The organism is Brassicibacter mesophilus, assembly GCF_050433385.1.
GTDB lineage: Bacteria > Bacillota > Clostridia > Tissierellales > Proteiniboraceae > Brassicibacter > Brassicibacter mesophilus.
On sequence record NZ_JBNPXI010000013.1, the window covers coordinates 19,474 to 37,995 of the forward strand.

Here is an 18,522-nt window from a genome sequence, read left to right on the forward strand (position 1 = left end):
GAAAATAATGCATTAGCTTAAAGTATTAATATATCAATTTTCTTTATTCTAAAAAAGGATTAGCCTATACAGACTAATCCTTCTTCTTTGTTATAATTCTTCAATTTCAAGCTTCCCAAAGTAAGTTCTTCCGGTATCTAATTTACTAAATCCAAGCATACCGTATTTAAATGTTTCATCATCATATTCAAGTACTTTATTTCCATCTATAGAGAAATCTATATGACTTCCTTTAACTTTTATCTCAAATACATAATCCCTATTGAGCTCCCATAAATAAGGTACTTTTAATACTTCATTAAATCCAAAATTATTTATGAATAGTGATACTTCATTATTGCCACTAAATCCTACATGATATCCTCTCATAGCTCCCTGTGCTCTAAATGCTATATTGTGACTAAAACCATTTTGAGGGTTTACTATTGCTTTCACATTTACATCCTTTGAAAAATAATTCCCGGTATATGCTTCACAGCTATCTATACAAATACAATGCATCCTATCATCTTCTATATTCCATGCCCCATGATTGTGGGAAAATGGAGTTACACACATAAATTCCTCTGATTGCTTAGAAAAATCAATCGTATATTTTGACTTCCCATTTATTCTAAACTCATCGATGAAAAGTCTTCCTAATGCTCTATCTTGTAAACTTGCAAAGCTTTCTAGTTTAATTCCAACCTCGTCAATCATCGCCCCATCAGTATATGGCACAGTAAATTGAATGTGATTCCATTGACCAATTTTTAATATTTGATATGGTAGTACGATATCTTCTTTTGTGTAAGTATTTCTAATATAAGGTGCTATAGAAAGCTGTCCACCCTGCCACTGATCTAAATATACTTTCATGCTAACAGTCTGACCAGAATATACTTTTGGCGCAAAGGTTGGTTTGTATCTTTCATCGTCAAAATCAAACCGCCTATAGAATGGCTTATAATAAATCTTTGTTGACTGTCCATATGTTATACGGTCAAATAATATTTCTAAGGAGCCTTTTCCTTTATATGAAATTTCTTCACTGTGTTGCATCCTAAACTTATTTGTATCAGATAGTCTGAAATTATGAGTTGAACCTGGTAGTTCAAAGTCAAAATAGAGTTCCCCCTCTACAAAAGAATCTACTAAATTCTTTGGAGGCTCCTCTTTTGCTAACCTATAGCCAAGTAAAGCAAGTTCTTTAACATATGAAGGAATATCTAGAATATTAAGATATCCAGAAATACTAGATGTAATAATTAAGTCATTGATTGGTTGTCTATAATGATCTTTAATTCCTTTTAATCCTTGTGCGACACCAACAATAGTTCCTACATTTCCAGCATTGCAGTCAGTATCCCATCCGCACATTGTTGCTATTTCAACGGTACGAGACAAATCACCATGGCCGTATAGTAATGCTAATATACACACTCCTGCATTAGGAATTATATGACATACTCCAGGATATTTATCATATCCCCAGTTTTCTTCAAGATATTTCTGGCAAGCTCTAAAATCTTCAGGATACTCTTTAAAGAAATCAATTACTGCTCTTACAACCTTTGAATATGTGCAATCTAGAGGTATCATAGATAAACCTGCCTCAACTATCTCAATCACATCATCTGTAGAAAAAGCTTTAGAAATACACGCAGTCATAAACCTAGCACCATAGATTCCATTTTTATCATGAGAAACACTTGCAGCTTTCTCTCCATATTCAGCAGCTTTTTCAACATTATTTGGCCATACTAACCCCCATGTGTCTATAAATATTTGCCCTCCTATCTGTTCAGCTAATATAATACCATTTTGGATAGCTGACCCGGACTTTGGAGCATGCATTCCATTCTTCAAATTTAAGTATGCAGTATGCTCTGTACTTATACCATAGCCGCCCCACCAGAACATCCCTATACCTTCTCTAGCATAATTTAACCATGCTCTTCCTACATCTTCAGCTTCTAGTTCTCTATCTCTCGCATCATCATATAATGCTCTTAGAAAAAATACCGGCCCATTTACATCATCATCTGCCGCAAAATTTTTATAATTTTTAACATATCCTGTTATATCGCCATAAGTAGCTTTTATTTTCTCATAAGTCCATACTGTTGGTTCAACTGGAGCACCTAAGCGAATACCTATATTCATTCCTAAAAACCCTGCATATACTTTTTCTAAATAATCATTTTGTATTACTTTCATAAAGTCCTCCTATAGAATCATTGTATTCAATAGTCTTTCTCTGCTTTTCCACTGAATCATATCATTCTCTATTATTGCTTCTGCTACTTCAGCAAACCTATCAGCATTTTCTAACAGGTTCATCTTATTGACGTTCTCTAGAGTGTTAATGCTTTCATTACAGATAACCTTGTATCCACACATTGCACCAAGTATGGCCCCTATCATCACTCCAATTGAATCTGTGTCTCTTCCTGAATTGATTCCATCAATAATTGCATCATGAAAATTTCCATCATGCAATATAATATAGGCTAAAGCCATTGGTAATTCTTCAATACTAAATAATCTACTTGGAGTATAGTGATTAGATGGAATGCCTACCTTCTCAATTTTGCGATTAATGTCATCTCCCATTGGTGAATATTTAAGCAATATATTGTGAAATTCACTAACTACCATATCTTTATTTTCTCTTTCTCCCTTTAATTTTAATGCTACACTACAAATATCTTCTATCGCTCTTTTAGTTCCATCTTTGGCATACTCTAATGCAGTTTCAATTATTTCTTCTACTTTAACCCCAGGCTCAAATGCTTTAGCAATACAAGCAGACAATACTCCTGCAGCTTCTAATCCATAACTACATTGATGACCTGAAGCAAAAGCTATGGCTTCATCATACGCAGCTTTAGGATTACATGCATTCACTACCCCAACTGGTGCGATATACATAGCAGCACCACAGTTGACCATATTTCCAATTCCACCCTCTCTAGGTTCACAATTCGCTAGTGTATGACGAACAAAAGGATATTTATCAGGGTAAAAAAGTCGTTCTATTATTAAAGCTTCTTTACCGAATTCAGGTATGTACCTCGATCTAAAAGCAATCTCTTTTAAAAATTCATCTGCAAAATCATAAGCATCTATATGTCTTCTTTTTAGGGAATATACATTCATTAATGCTATAGTCATCAATGTATCATCAGTTACAATCCCATATCCTCTCATTCTATGAAGCCTTTTTTCTGCAGGCCAATCTGCTTTATACCATTTAGTATCAATAGACTCTACTCTGTCATATTTTTCTTTTATTTCGTTGTAGCTTAGCTTTTCTATTGGAGCTCCCAGAGCATCTCCATAAGCTGTCCCAAAAACAACACCTCTTACTCGCTCCTGAAATGATATCATTTGTTTTCCCCCTACATTATTTTAATGTTTCGTTGGCATACTTAGAAATCTCTTTACCTCCAGCCTTATACCATTCTTCAACAAACTTATCAAATTCATCTAATTGCCGTTTTCCTGTAATGATATCAGCAGAATATTCTTTGTAAAGATTTTCCATAGCATCCCACTTAGCGGTATATTCTTCCGGTATTAAAAAATTTATATCTTCTGTATAGTACTGATTTGCTAACTTTAACGACTCCGCAGCAGGATATCCTAATAAAGGAGTAGCTAATTCAATGTCAATATTAAAGTTAGTCGGCTCCCAAAATCTTGCATACCATTCTTGTGATTTTTCAGTTAAAACTGCCTTATTTTCCTTTACTTCATAATGTTCATTTTCAAATCCTAAACGATCTAACTTCTGTCCTTTTGGACTAGCTAAGAATTCTAGAACCTTGAAAGCTTCTTCTTTATGCTCTGAAAGTGCTGATATTGCAATACCTCTTGTTTCTTTGCTAACATCAACTGGAAGATATCCTTGTCCTTTTCCTTTTGCAGGTGGCAGTGCAATCAAGCCTGATTCTTCTCCATTTGCTTTCTTCATCTTCCCATCATATATATCTATTACTTTACCAGCTGTACCTATGATAACGCCAACCTGATTATCGTAAAATGCCTGTTCTTTTGTGTCCCATTTCTTAGTAAGATATTCTGAATCTAAAATACCTTCTTCGTATAATTTATTGTAAAAAGCTAGTTTTTCTTTTTCACCATTTGATACACGATTGTAAATATACTTACCATTTTCATCTTTTACCCAAGTTGAAGTATTTCCAAATGCTTGGTCAAATATTTGGTCTAGTTCTGATATATTTCCTGCTACTGTAACGCCATAAGTTGGATTTCCATTCCCACTAAAATCTTTTTCTTTAAGTTCTTTGAACAAGTTAAAATAGTTATCTATAGATGGATTTTCAAGTAATGCATTTGAAGTCTCTAATTTTGAAAACCAATCACCTCTTACTACTGGTATCTTTGAATTTATTGGCTTTATCCATAGAAGATATGGATAGTTTTCTAATCTCTTTATATTGTGAGTCTCAAGACTTTCCTTAATATATTTTGATTTTTCTATATATGGGGTTAAATCTTCTAATAATCCCTGTTGGGATACTTGCTGATCGCCACCTTGAAAATAAATAATGTCAGGCACAGTTCCACCTAGAAGCATTAGGTTAAGTTTTTCAGCATAATTACCTGCTGGCATTTCTATTAGCTCGATATCAACATTAATCCCTTCTTCTGCTAGTCCTTGCTCTATTGCTTCAAAATACTTTATTACTATTGGATCTGAAGGAATTTCATCTTTCATAACTAAACTTAATTTCACTTTCTCATTTGATACCTTGTCATTTTCTTTTGCATCAGCTCCTTCATTAGTGTTTGTTTCGTTTGACTTAGCTCCACAAGCAGATAAAGAAAATACTAATACTACAATTAATAATATTGATAATATTTTTTTCATGTAAATCCTCCTTTTTATATTAATCTTTAACTCCTCCATCCATAGTTCCTTTAGTGTAGTACTTTAATATTAATGGATAAAGTAATAAAACTGGTATCATAGCAATAATAATGGTACCTGATTGTAAAGCATCATAGCTTAGTCGTGCAGTCTGATCATAAGATAATAAACTGTTTGCACCAAGCATTGTTGCTGTATCGTCTAGCACAACAAACTGCCTTAAAATTACTTGGAGAGGCCATTTAGCCGACTCAGTCAAATATATAGACGCTCTAAAATATTCATTCCAGTGGAAAACAGCATAAAATAGCCCAATAGTCGCCATAGCCGGCTTTGCTAATGGAAGTAATATCTTAAAAAGTATTGTCATATGTCCAGCACCATCAACTTTTGCAGCTTCGATTATTGTTTGCGGTATTTCTTCAAAGAATCTCATCATAATAATGAGATAATACACATTTACTGCTTTATATAAGATTACTGACCAATAACTATTAATTAAATTCAATTTCTTTATTACTAAATATTCTGGAATCAACCCTGGTTCAAAAACCATTACAGTTATCAGAATTGCCATAAAGAATTTCTTGCCTACAAGATTTGGTCTAGTCAACGTATATGCAGCCATAGCTGTCAAAATAAGATTTATCGTTGTACCAACAATAGTAACAAATAGAGAATTAAATATACTTCTCACAATCTTAGGATTTGAAAAAAGCACCTTATAATTTATAAGTGAGAAGCCTTTAGGTATAATAGTTAATCCACTAACCTCTGAAACTCTGCTTGGTTCAGATAATGATAATGCAAGAATATTTAATATAGGGATCACCATTGTCAAAGTAATAATAAATAGCACAATACAGATAGTTAGATGGAATATTTTTTCCTTATTCATGTTATTACCACCTTTACCATAAACCTTTTCCAGATATTTTTTTTGTTAGAAAATGAGTAGAGAAAATCAATACAATCCCTATTGCACCTTTAAATAAACTTGCTGCAGTAGCATAGGCGTATTGTCCATTCACTAAACCTATTCTGTAAACATATGTATCAAGTATATCTACAACACTAATAACTGAATCATTCATAAAGTTATATACTTGGTCAAATCCAGCATTCATGAAAAAGCCTAGATTTAAAATAAAAACAGTCACAATAGTATTTTTAAGCTCGGGCAATGTAATATAAAACACTTGCTGTAATCTTGAAGCCCCATCAATGTGAGCTGCTTCATATAAAGATAGATTAATTCTCATAATTGCTGCAAGATATATAATTGAGTCCCATCCAGCACTTCTCCACATTTCCGAAAATACAAATATCCACCTTATATGGCTTTTACTAGTCATAAAATCAATCGAAGGCACTCCGAAAAGATTAATCGCTCGATTAACAAAGCCCCCACTAGGCGATAGTAAGCTTATCCAGATTCCCGCAATAACTACCCATGATAAAAAGTGAGGTAGATAAATTACTGATTGAACATATTTCCTAAATTTAGTGCTTCTTATTTCATTAACAAGTAGTGATAATATAATAGGAATCGGAAAGAAAAATATCATTTTCATAGTACTAATTATAATCGTATTTTTTAAAACATTAACAAAGGCTGGAGAGCTGAATAATACTCTGAAGTGCTTTAATCCAACCCAAACATTATCTCCAACTATCTTGTAATCTTGAAAAGCCAGTACCATTCCTGCTATAGGCCAAAGATGAAAGATAATAAAGTATATTAAAGCAGGTAATAGTATTAGATATAGTCCTTTATCCTCTTTAATCTTCTGACTTAATTTCCTTTTCTTTGTACTTACTTGATTTCTTTTTGAATTTACTTTTAGTTCAACCACCTAACCCCCTCCCACTATCTCAAAATTTTATCTAACTCCCGCCTAGTAATCATACCTCCTTGGGCACCAACTTTTGTTATTGATATTCCTGCCGCAACATTGGCAAATTTTATAGATTCTTCTAGCGATTTTCCCTCTGCCAATGCTACTGCAATAGCTCCATTAAAAGTATCGCCTGCCCCAGTAGTATCTACTACATTAACATCAATACTTGGTATGTGGATAATATCAGTTCCATCACAAAATCTTACGCCTCTTTTCCCTTCTGTTACAATAAGCTTATTAGAAAATTCTCTCATAAGCTCCTCGGTACTCTTTTGTGAGTCAAATATAATAGCGCATTCATGTTCATTTGGTATGATATATGTTGATTTTTCCAATACTTCTACCGACAATTTTGATGCAGGAGCTGGATTTAAGATAATAGTTTTATTGTTTTGGTGTAAGAAATCGATTGCCCATTCTACAGTATATATCGGGATCTCAAGCTGAATTAATATTATATCAGCTTGTAATAAAATTTCTTGATATGATTTCAAATATTCTATAGAAGTGTTTTCATTTGCACCTGGCACAACTACAATACTGTTATCGTTTTCAGCCAAATGAATAATAGCTACTCCACTCTCTTTTTCAATATTTTTTTGTATATATTCAGTTCTAACATTTTGCTTATCTAAAATATCTAACATATATTTGCCATGTTGGTCATTGCCCAATGTACCAAACATAATAGTTTCTGCCCCAAGTTTTGATGCAGCAACTGCTTGATTTGCACCTTTGCCGCCCGGGGATATAGAAAAAGAATCTCCAATAATAGTTTCACCTTTATTTGGTCTTCTTTTCGATTGAACAACTAAATCAATATTTATGCTTCCAATAACAGCTATTTTTGCCATGTTTACACCACCTATGGTATCTGTATTTTCATCAAAGGAGCATGTTGTTGAGCTCCATAAACATCACGGTCTCCTACAGTCCCTGACGATATATCTCTGTCAAAAGTAATCTTAAATCCCAGCGCTTGATCAAAAAAAACAATGTGAGATATGTGTTCTTCAGAGATTCTGTAAATATCCGAAATTTTACGTTTATTTATCTGGCCTGATTTCTTAACTCTAATATAATTTTCTTCATTATCAAATAACACATCTAGCGTTATTTCAAAAGGCCCAGAATTTTTGCTCCTTAGGATTTTTGCTAAATCAAATAATTCTGCCATAACTACCTCCATAGATATTCAATTTTAAATGGTTTTAATCCGTCTTCAACTTCCATTAAATGGTATATAGAAAATTCATATACTGCTCCAAACTCTATATCACTAGGTGCAAAAGGAAAGGCTAGATTACCTGCTGTAGACTTTCTTCCCTCATATCCATAGTGTAAAAAAGTAGAACGTATTGATGAACAGATAGTACTAGCCAATTCTTGTGTTTTAGCTATTACTTCAAATACTACTCCAATCTCATGTCCTTCAAAATGTTCAGTTTCTTTTAAGCCCATCACTGCATTCTTACCATAATTATAAAAGTTTATTTTATAATCATTAGTAGATATTTCCGAATAGTATTCTCTAACCTGTTCTTCTACTAAAGTTTCTATCTCTTCTATCCTTTGAATCAATAAAGGATCTCTAATTCCAGCTATAACAAAAGTACGATATGCTACTTTTCTTGCTCCTTCAAGTTTTATGTAATAAGTATCATTTTTTCTATATCTACTATTGCTCACTTCTACTATTCCTTCTTCTACTTGAGTGAATTTGCATTTTTCTAGGTCTAAAACCATTCCTGGTCCCTCAAGTAAAAAAGGATGATTTTTTTCATAAAACGTGTGCGCTGCTACACTTGTTGTAAAACATTTTCTTATTGGATTTAAGGATTTAACTATAAAAGAATCTCTTTTGATAATGCCTAACATACAATCTTTGGTAGTCCCTGGTTCTGCACATAAGGCACCGCATTCTAAAATTTTGCCTAAATGATAAGATAATCCTTCATCAAAACCATAGTAAATACCCATTGCTGCGAAAGGAGAAGGATCATAAGCTCTACCACAAATAATAATATCAGCTTTATTTTTAAGTGCTTCTATTATGGGTTCATGACCCATCTGCGCTACTACATCGCCAGTGTCTTCCAAAACTTGTGGCTCTAATGATTTCACACTATTTCCTAAAGGAATAGTTTTCCCAAGTAACATAGCTTTTTTTATATCTTGCTTATCAATATCAGCCCATATAATAGCAATTTTAGCTTCCAACTTATGTTCATTTAAAATCTCTTCTACTATAGTCCTTGTCCACTCCACATGAGGCTTGGCTCCAGAGCCACCAGCCGATCCAATAATAACTGGAATGCGTAGATTAAGTCCATGGGTGATCATCAACTCTAAATCCTTCTTCACTGCCATCTTACTCACTATACTTACACCAGCACCTAATTTGTGTGGCCCAGCATCAGTAGAGCCAGCATCAACTATTATTGCGTCTGGATTTTCTCTTATACCTTTCAAAAACGATTCCTTCGGAAATCCATAACCAAGCATACCACAGGGTGCCAAAATTCTTACTGTATCTTTCAAATTACTCATCTCCTTAATCAGTTTGGATATGCTGATCAATTTCATTAGTATCTATAAACTTTTTAACCATTCTTAGATGGTATACAACACTGTGCTTAGCCCTAGTTACATTTCTTTCCTTAATAGCTTGAATTATCTCTATGTGTTCTTTAATTACTTCCTCTTGTCTTTTTACACTCTTGAAATTGTTTTCAGCTATTTCATGAATGAGATCATAATAAAGACTTATGAAATTTATAAGAAGTATATTTCTCGACAGTTCAGCTAATCTTAGATGAAAATTCTGATCTGCTAGTCCAATTTTCTCGTCTGCTAAGCTTATATTACTAAGCATTCTCTCTATTTCTAGTATTTCTTCATCTCTAGCCCTCTCTATAGCTAGCTCAACAACCTTTTGCTCCAAAGACTCTCTCATTTCAATTAAATCCCTATACGAAGCTTTTTTAAACATTGTAATAATAGGTTCGTCTATTGCGTTCTTTTCAGGTAACTCTCGAATATAGGTCCCATCTTTAGGTTTCCTACTTATATACCCCTGCACTTGAAGTATTGTAAGTGCTTCTCGAAGTATACCTCTGCTTACTCCTAACTGTTCCGCAAAATCTGTTTCAGTAGGTAGTTTATCCCCTGGTTTAAGTTTTCCTGCCTCAATCATACTTATTATTTCGTGTACAACCTTATCAGAAAGTCTTTCAGCTTTTAATGTTTTAAATTTCATACTATTACCCCATTATTTATAATCTATTTATGTATTGTATAATAATATAATTGTTTAATTGTTAAACAATTATATTATTATACTACCACGTATATAATTGTAATGCAATAACTATTTTTGCTTCATGTAAAAAGACTAATCATCGTCAGATTAGTCTTTTATTAATTCTTTACTAATACATATTTCATTATTATTTTAGTACTAACTTATCTATTGATTTACCAGGTGGGACAATTGGATACACACCTTCATCTTTATTTATCAGGCATTCTATAAAAATAGGCCTATCAGCATTTACAGCATGATGTAATACATCCTTTAGTATATCGATATTACTTACTCTATACCCCTCTATATTGTAAGCATCGACTAGTTTTAAGTATTCTACTTCATTTCCTATATCAGTTTCAGAATACCTCTCTTTATTAAAAAGCTTTTGCCATTGCCTAACCATCCCTAATGTGTTATTATTGAATAGCATTATAATAATGGGAAGTTTAAACCTTGATACCGTTACTAATTCATTACAATTCATTCTAAAGCTACCGTCTCCAGTTACAAGTAGAACTTTTTTTAATGGATTAGCAAGCTTTGAGCCTATAGCTGCACCTAATCCGAATCCCATTGTACCAAGTCCCCCAGAAGATGAAAAGGTTCTTGGAATTTCAAATTTCCAGTATTGGGCTGTCCACATTTGATGTTGACCAACATCAGTTGTAACAATAGTATCACTACCTAATATTGAATTTGCAGCTTCTAAGATGTTGCGAGGAGTAAAGCTTTCATTCTTATCATTTTCTATAACCTTCCATTCTAAGATCTCTTCAATCCAGTCTTTTCTTTCTTTTTGCTCAATATACTGTTCAAGCTCGTCCAATATACTTTTAACATCACCAATTAAAGAAATCTTAGTTCCTATATTTTTACCAATTTCAGTTTCATCTATATCAATATGAATGATATTTGCTTTAGGAGCAAAATTGTCAGCCTTACCAATAACTCTATCACTGAACCTTGCCCCTATGGCAATAATTAAATCACTTTTATTTACTGCAAGATTAGCTTCTTTAGATCCATGCATTCCTACTAACCCTAATGATAATCGGCTTTTTCTTGATAAGCACCCAAGCCCCATCAATGTATTTACTACTGGTATATCGCCTTTTAATACAATATTGTACAGCTTATCAGAAGCATTAGATGTAATAACTCCTCCACCTGCATATATTATTGGTCTCTTTGAATTATTTATTGCTTCCGAAACTACGCTCAGAAGATTTCCATCAATTTTACATCTGTTTGTTTGATCATTATTTATATTCATTTTTTGGTATTCAGTTTCTTCTAAAAAAATATTCTTAGGTATATCTATAAGTACTGGACCTGGACGACCACTTTTTGCAACATCAAAAGCTTCTCGAATAATGTCAGCCAGATTACTTGCTTCTTTAACTAAATAGTTATGCTTAGTAATAGAAAACGTCATACCAGTTATATCAATTTCTTGAAATGAGTCCTTACCTAATAAATTTGTAGGCACCTGCCCTGTAATCACGACTAAAGGAACCGAATCCATATATGCATTAGCTATACCAGTAACTGTATTAGTTGCACCTGGTCCCGAAGTAGCAAAACATACCCCAACTTTTCCAGTTGTCCTGGCATATCCATCTGCGGCATGAACAGCACCTTGTTCATGAGCTGTTCTTATATGTTTAAAATCGTTTTGCTGTTCAAGAAGTGCATCATATAATGGAATAACAGCTCCACCTGGATATCCAAAAATTGTATCGATATTTTGTTCTTTCAAACATTCTAAAACTACTTGGGCACCTCTTATTTTCAAAGTATCACCCCACTTTTTTATATTCTTATTTTATTTACTAATACATACAGCCCCACTAGACGCAGAAGAAACTAGTTTTGAATATTTTCGAAGATAGCCATTATGAGACTTATTTAATAATTTCATATTATCTTTTCTTTTCTCAAGTTCAACTTTATCAACTAGTAAATCTAGTTTACTAGTTAGTATATCTATGCTAATAATGTCTCCATTCTTTATGAAAGCAATAGGGCCTCCTTCTATTGCTTCTGGAGAAACATGTCCGATTGCTGCTCCCCTGGTTCCGCCTGAAAATCTCCCATCTGTTATCAATGCAACATCTTTATCTAGTCCCATTCCCGCAAGTGCAGATGTAGGTGTAAGCATTTCTCTCATACCAGGCCCACCTTTTGGACCTTCATATCTTATTACAATTATTTCACCTTTCTGAATCCTGCCTGATAATATTGACTCGACAGCATCTTCTTCACTATCAAATACTCTGGCAGTCCCTGTGTTTATTAACATTTTTTCTGCTACAGCAGATCTTTTCACTACCGCTCCTTTTGGTGCTAAGCTACCAAACAATACTGCTATTCCCCCAGTTTTGCTATAAGGTTCATATATCGAAGCAATAACTTCATCCCCTTTTTTTTCATATCTCTTAATTAGCTCTCCAATTTTAATACTAGATACAGTTCTTTCCTCCATGTGAATTAAGTTCTTCTTACTTAATTCATTCATAACTGCTAATACACCTCCAGCTTCATGTAAATCCTCTATATGATAAGGTCCTGCAGGACTTAATCTGCATAAATTAGGTGTTTTTTTACTTATATTATTTATTTTATCTAAATCAATATCGACATTGAGCTCTTTAGCAATTGAAGCAAGGTGCAAAACAGTATTTGTTGAACATCCCATTGCCATATCTACTGCTAAAGCATTCTCAAATGCACCTTCAGTTAAAATGCTACTTGGCAGAACTTGTTCTGTTGCCAATTCCATAATTTTCATTCCTGTAAGCTTTGCAAGTCTCTTCCTCTCTGCATGAACTGCAGGTATAGTACCATTGCCTGGTAAAGCCATACCTAATACCTCAGATATACAGTTCATAGAATTTGCAGTAAACATCCCTGAACACGAGCCACATCCTGGACATGCACTATTCTCTAGCTCTATCAACTCAGCCTCAGTCATTTTTCCGCTCTTAACAGCACCGACGCCTTCAAAAACTGTTACTAAATCTATTTTTTTATCATTTAACTTTCCTGCGAGCATAGGACCACCGCTCACTAAGATACATGGAATATTTAGTCTTGCTGCGGCCATAAGCATAGCTGGAACTGTTTTGTCACAATTAGGAATTAATACCAATCCATCTAAGGCATGTGCTTTAGCCATTACTTCAATGCTGTCAGTAATCAATTCTCTACTAGCTAATGAATATTTCATTCCTTCGTGATTCATTGCTATTCCATCACATACAGCTATCGTAGAAAATTCGAGGGGAGTACCTCCTGCTAGTAGAACTCCTCTCTTAACGCTTTCTACAATATCCCTGAGTCCGACATGTCCAGGTACGAGCTCGTTAAATGTATTTACTATCCCTATAAAAGGTTTTTTTATTTCTTCATCGCTTAACCCTAGAGCTTTTAATAGAGATCTATGTGGTGCTTTTTCAGTTCCTTTTTTAATTGCATCACTTTTCATATCGGCACCTCCTTTATTCATTAATCCACGACATCATACCTCTAAGGTTTTTCCCAACCTTTACAATAGGGTGATTTAACTCTTTTGCTTTAAGTGCATTAAATTGAGGTCTATTTAGAATATTCTCCATTAGCCATTCTTTGGCAAACTTGCCTGACTGAATTTCATTTAGAACACTCTTCATTTCACTCCTAGTTTCTTCGTTTATAATTCTATTACCAACCATATAATCACCATATTCAGCAGTATCACTTACGCTATATCTCATTTTTTCAAATCCACCCTCATAAAGCAGGTCAACAATTAGCTTAAGTTCATGTAAGCATTCAAAGTATGCTATTTCTTTTTGATATCCAGCTTCCACAAGTGTGTCAAACCCAGCCTTGATTAGCTCAGTTACTCCGCCACATAAAACTGCCTGCTCTCCAAACAAGTCTGTTTCAGTTTCTTCCTTAAAGCTTGTCTCTATAACTCCTGCCCTTGTAGCACCTATACCTTTTGCATAAGCCAATGTTATCTCCTTGGCTTTTCCAGTATAATCTTGATACACTGCTATCAATGCAGGTACTCCTTTACCGTCTTCATATACTCTTCTTACTAAATGTCCAGGTCCCTTTGGCGCAATCATGAAAACATCAACATTTTTAGGTGGTTGTATTTGATTAAAATGAATATTAAACCCATGAGCAAATACTAAAGCATCTCCATCATCTAAGTTTGATTCTATATACTCTTTATATACACTTCTTTGTTTTTCATCTGGTATTAGCACCATGGTAACTTGGCTTTGCTTTACTGCTTCAGAAACCTCCATTACTTTCAAACCAGCTTTAACAGCCTGCTCCCACGATCTACTCTGTTTATACAAGCCAACTACAACATCTACTCCACTTTCTTTTAAATTCAATGCATGTGCATGTCCTTGACTTCCATATCCAATTACTGCAACTCTCTTTCCTGTTAATAAGTCTAAATTAGCTTCTGCATCATAATACATTTTTGTCATTATTAAGCCCCCCTATATCTCTTTAATTTCACTAATGTCTGTTAATTTGTTCATTATCTTGATAGCTTGAGCAATTCCTAAATTACTTTTCTCGTCTATCGTAATAAATAGAGCAGAAACACCAGTATTTTGTTTGCTTTCCATTGTAATGTTCCTAACATCGAACTCTTTTCTTCTAAGTATACTAACTACCCTTAAAAGAGAATCTGTACCATTTTTCATACAAGCATATAATGTTTTAGTCATATTATCCCTCCTCAAATTTTACTTGTAATGTAATATATCAATGGAAATAAAATAAAAAAATCCTTCGTCCCTATAGATATAACTATCTATAGGGACGAAGGATTACTTTCGTTGTACCACCCTATTTCACGATTACGAAAATCGCCTCATTTTAAAGTCGAAAGAATATATTATAAAATAATATCTTTGAACCCTAGCTATGTAACGGTAGCAACCGACCTCATTTACTTGAACATACTCTTTCAACTTGGCAATTCAGGAGTGATCATTATATACCTCTATTAACACCAACTCTCAGCAATTGTTGGCTCTCTGTAGCTAATAAACCAGTATTTTTCTCTCCATCACAACTTTTTAAATTTTCTGTTTTTTTGGTGTTAAAGCATATTATACGCTCATTATTTTTTTAAGTCAACACTTTTTTATAATATTTTGATAATTAATTAAGGAATTGAAATTTTATTGTAATTTATTAAATAACTTATACTTTACTTAATGCAACATATCAACTATTTTTCCGATTTATATTCTATATCTCTTTTTCTCTCCCATACCAAAACACTCTTTCACATATATTTGCTTATCATTAACTCTAAAATATCCTTCAAATCTACCCATAGGTGCTTCATAGTCTGTGTATATTAATACGCAATTAAACTTAATACTTATTTTAGTTTCAGGATAAAAATATATGTTTACCATATCGTATTCATCTCTAATGTTCCATACTTCTTTATCTGAATAATTTCTTTTTACTACTATTGGAGGTAAAGGATACATTTTTTCATCAATCCAAATACAATTCTCATTGTACTCTTTTTGCTCATTGACTTGATTATCCGTTAGATTGAATCCAAAGGCACTTCCTTCAATGTTTTCTCCCCATCCAGTAACCCAATCATATTTTAAGCTCCACGGATAATACCCCTTATGATCATCAATTATCATGTATGAATTATCAATATCAAAGTCTATTCTCTCTTCTCCTAAAATCACATAGCCGTCCATTGTCATATAGCTCTTATGAGAATATAGCCCTCTATTTTTATAAAAAGGTTGACAAGTTACTATTGGTTCAGAAGTATGGTATCCCTTTATATCTAAATTAATTTCTGGAGATACTTTCGTTTTCCTGATATCACTAATTATTTTTATCTCATTCTCTTTCAGATTATTGTAAAAATGCATACTTATATTCTTAGTTTCACACTTAGTTTCAGTATCTAGTAAACCTGATGCTACCTTAATTTTCGAAGAATTAATGATCTTATTGATTTTATACATTTTTTTATATTCCCTATCATATACATTCAGACAAATAATACCTGATAATTTGGCATTATAAATAGCACCGAAAATAAATAGTCGTTCATTTCCAGCTTGAAATGCCTCCCATTCTTTTAGTCTGAACTTTTCGAATCTCTTAAATGCCGGATATCCTAATGGTCTTCTGGCTTCAATCATATTTATTTGGGGAATAGCCTTATTATATGTACCAAAGTTTAGCTTGCCGTCTTTATCAGCTAAACAATCAACACTATTATTGACTTTCCTACAGTATACCTCTTTTTTAGAAGTATTCATCATAAACTCCTTTCCAGGTATATATTGGACTAAACAAGTAATAGTATGAAATCTCTTAGACTACTTTATTATCATTTCCTGTACGTTAATTTCTGGATGCCTATACCTCTTTCGTTTTTCCGTTTTCTTTCCATACTGAATCGACTGAGTAGGACACCATTGTATGCACGCCATACATGCTTCACAATTATGCAACCATTTTGGTTTGCCTTTTTCAATATCAATATTGTTTACGGGACATATTTTTTCACAGATACCGCAGTTATTACACTTATCATTAGTCCAAAATTTTTTATCTAATGTTGTAAATTTTTTCATTGCATTAGGATATATTATTCCTGAAAAAAACCAGTTGAAACCTGTATTTTTCTTTTCTAATGGATATTCTTGCTTTTGATTTATTATTTCTGCAATAAATTTTACTTTTTCTAATTCACTTTGAAACATTTTCTTTTGCTCTTCTTCAGAATTTGGGCTAAACATTGGAATATAAGAGTCAGGCATAGCTATCCCAAAACCTGCAGACAGTTTTGTTCCATTTGATTTGAGAATTTCATTGATTTGCTCCATAGTATTACCAGGAGACGAACCGTAAGTTAAAACAGTAAAAACATATCTGTCAGCCTTTAGTTTTTGAGCAAATCTCTGAACAATTCTTGGGACTCCCCAAGCATATACTGGGAAAACCAATCCAATACAGTCATATGAAATTTCAATATCTTGATTAACTACTTTTGCAATAGATACTAGCTCTGTACCCCCCATTTCATTCGCTAAATCTTTCGCTACTTTCAGTGAGTTTCCTGAACCTGAAAAATAATAAATCACATTATTCATCAAAACACCTCTTTGCATTTATTAGTCCATTCATAGCCATAACATATCCATATGCTCCAAATCCACTTATTTGACCTATACAAGCTGAAGCAGTTACAGATTTTCTTCTAAATTCTTCTCTTACGTAAATATTACTGATATGTACTTCTACCGCTGGAATATTAATAGCCTTCAAAGCATCATATATAGCTATGCTATAATGTGTATATGCAGCAGGATTGATAATTATGCCATCATAGCGATCATAAGCTTTTTGGATACATTCTATGATTTCTCCTTCTATATTGCTCTGAAATATATCTATTACTACATTTAACTGCTTCGCAGTTTCATATAAATAACTGCACATATTTTCATAACTCATCGTTCCATAGATATTTTTTTCTCTTATACCAAGCATATTAATGTTTGGTCCATTAATAATTAATATTTTCAAAAATTTCATCTCCCAGCTTAAATGTGTTGAATTGAATTAATAAAATCATAAACTCTATTCACTACCACTTCTAATGAAGAATCATTTACAATTTCAAAGTCACTATACTTTTTATATAAATCTATTCTTTCATCATAAAGTTCATAAATTTTCTCTTTTCCATCCTTTAATAGTGGTCGATTTTTGGTTTGTAAATTTTCAATAATATCTCCAATACCTCTATTGACAAATATTATGATGCCGTTTCTTTTTAAAGCATCCATATTCTTCGAAGTTTTTATAACTCCTCCCCCCGTTGAGACTACACATGAATACTTGCCTGCTATTTTTTCTACTGCTTTGCTCTCAATATCTCGAAAGTAATCTTCTCCATTTTCAAATATCTCAGGTATTGATTTCCCTTCTGTCCTTCTTATATATTCATCCACATCATAGAATTTGGTTTTCATTTTTCTCGCTAATAGTCTTCCAATTGTAGTTTTTCCGCAACCAGGCATTCCAATCAAAACAATATTTTTCTTAAACTTCTTCACAATTTACCTCCAATAACAAATATTTCATCTTCTCTTTGCTTGAATGCTTTTGCTAATATCTAAAATACTGTTAAAGAATAGAGCGAGTTCTTCTTTATAATTTTTATCATTTAAGTAAGAGGAATTCTTTGATATTATTTTTTCTTCTCTTGATTTGTCTAATATAGGAGAGTGGCTTTCCTCTTTTAATTTAGCTATTTCTAGAACAATGTTCATTCTTTTTTCAAATAATGCCGTTAATTCTTTATCTATTTCGTCTATATCACTTCTTAGCTTTTCTAAATGACTCATTACTTAACCTCC

18 protein-coding genes and 1 other annotated feature are annotated in these 18,522 nt (G+C 33.0%); all 18 genes read right to left on the bottom strand.

The genetic code is table 11. The features are described 5' to 3' along the window. Positions 1–90: 90 nt before the first annotated feature. A complete protein-coding gene (locus HNR33_RS13560; RefSeq protein ID WP_429084260.1) occupies positions 91–2,199 on the bottom strand; it encodes an ADP-ribosylglycohydrolase family protein in 2,109 nt (702 codons plus the stop codon). A gap of 9 nt (positions 2,200–2,208) precedes the next feature. Then, entirely contained in the window at positions 2,209–3,372 is a 1,164-nt protein-coding gene (locus HNR33_RS13565) for an ADP-ribosylglycohydrolase family protein (protein WP_429084263.1), read from the bottom strand. 16 nt (positions 3,373–3,388) lie between these two features. Continuing rightward, positions 3,389–4,879, bottom strand: a complete 1,491-nt coding sequence (locus HNR33_RS13570) for an extracellular solute-binding protein (protein WP_429084266.1) — start codon at positions 4,877–4,879, stop codon at positions 3,389–3,391. 19 nt (positions 4,880–4,898) lie between these two features. After that, positions 4,899–5,777 (bottom strand): carbohydrate ABC transporter permease, encoded by an 879-nt coding sequence (locus HNR33_RS13575; protein ID WP_429084269.1) that lies wholly within the window; start codon positions 5,775–5,777, stop codon positions 4,899–4,901. Positions 5,778–5,790: 13 nt separating this feature from the next. Then, positions 5,791–6,735 (bottom strand): ABC transporter permease, encoded by a 945-nt coding sequence (locus HNR33_RS13580; protein ID WP_429084272.1) that lies wholly within the window; start codon positions 6,733–6,735, stop codon positions 5,791–5,793. Positions 6,736–6,749: 14 nt separating this feature from the next. Further along, the gene (gene rbsK / locus HNR33_RS13585; protein WP_429084275.1) at positions 6,750–7,634 is read right to left on the bottom strand and encodes a ribokinase; all 885 of its coding nucleotides are present in this window, start codon (positions 7,632–7,634) and stop codon (positions 6,750–6,752) included. An 11-nt stretch (positions 7,635–7,645) separates the two neighbouring features. Next, positions 7,646–7,957, bottom strand: coding sequence for a DUF4387 domain-containing protein (locus tag HNR33_RS13590; protein WP_429084278.1), 312 nt, complete (start codon positions 7,955–7,957; stop codon positions 7,646–7,648). A gap of 2 nt (positions 7,958–7,959) precedes the next feature. Continuing rightward, a complete protein-coding gene (locus HNR33_RS13595; protein WP_429084281.1) occupies positions 7,960–9,321 on the bottom strand; it encodes an acyclic terpene utilization AtuA family protein in 1,362 nt (453 codons plus the stop codon). Positions 9,322–9,334: 13 nt separating this feature from the next. After that, positions 9,335–10,039: a FadR/GntR family transcriptional regulator gene (locus HNR33_RS13600; RefSeq protein WP_429084284.1), complete on the bottom strand. Its 705-nt coding sequence runs from the start codon at positions 10,037–10,039 to the stop codon at positions 9,335–9,337. A gap of 190 nt (positions 10,040–10,229) precedes the next feature. Next, positions 10,230–11,885, bottom strand: coding sequence for a biosynthetic-type acetolactate synthase large subunit (gene ilvB / locus HNR33_RS13605; RefSeq protein ID WP_429084287.1), 1,656 nt, complete (start codon positions 11,883–11,885; stop codon positions 10,230–10,232). Between the two features lie 30 nt (positions 11,886–11,915). Then, on the bottom strand, positions 11,916–13,577 hold the full coding sequence (gene ilvD, locus HNR33_RS13610; protein WP_429084290.1) for a dihydroxy-acid dehydratase: 1,662 nt from the start codon (positions 13,575–13,577) through the stop codon (positions 11,916–11,918). Between the two features lie 13 nt (positions 13,578–13,590). Continuing rightward, positions 13,591–14,583 carry a ketol-acid reductoisomerase gene (ilvC, locus tag HNR33_RS13615; protein WP_429084292.1) on the bottom strand — a complete coding sequence of 331 codons (993 nt, stop codon included), beginning with the start codon at positions 14,581–14,583 and terminating at the stop codon, positions 13,591–13,593. Positions 14,584–14,595: 12 nt separating this feature from the next. Then, positions 14,596–14,829 (bottom strand): ACT domain-containing protein, encoded by a 234-nt coding sequence (locus HNR33_RS13620; RefSeq protein WP_429084294.1) that lies wholly within the window; start codon positions 14,827–14,829, stop codon positions 14,596–14,598. Positions 14,830–14,916: 87 nt separating this feature from the next. Next, positions 14,917–15,186 (bottom strand) — a binding site (T-box leader). Between the two features lie 165 nt (positions 15,187–15,351). Then, on the bottom strand, positions 15,352–16,413 hold the full coding sequence (locus tag HNR33_RS13625; protein WP_429084296.1) for a DUF2804 family protein: 1,062 nt from the start codon (positions 16,411–16,413) through the stop codon (positions 15,352–15,354). 60 nt (positions 16,414–16,473) lie between these two features. Further along, on the bottom strand, positions 16,474–17,250 hold the full coding sequence (locus HNR33_RS13630; RefSeq protein ID WP_429084298.1) for an EFR1 family ferrodoxin: 777 nt from the start codon (positions 17,248–17,250) through the stop codon (positions 16,474–16,476). Then, positions 17,243–17,686 carry a type II 3-dehydroquinate dehydratase gene (gene aroQ, locus HNR33_RS13635; protein ID WP_429084300.1) on the bottom strand — a complete coding sequence of 148 codons (444 nt, stop codon included), beginning with the start codon at positions 17,684–17,686 and terminating at the stop codon, positions 17,243–17,245. The genes HNR33_RS13630 and aroQ overlap by 8 nt, the downstream gene beginning before the upstream one ends. A 17-nt stretch (positions 17,687–17,703) precedes the next feature. After that, positions 17,704–18,219, bottom strand: a complete 516-nt coding sequence (locus tag HNR33_RS13640; RefSeq protein ID WP_429084302.1) for a shikimate kinase — start codon at positions 18,217–18,219, stop codon at positions 17,704–17,706. 24 nt (positions 18,220–18,243) lie between these two features. After that, complete coding sequence (locus tag HNR33_RS13645; RefSeq protein WP_429084303.1) at positions 18,244–18,510, bottom strand: chorismate mutase; 267 nt, start codon at positions 18,508–18,510, stop codon at positions 18,244–18,246. Between the last annotated feature and the right edge of the window lie 12 nt (positions 18,511–18,522).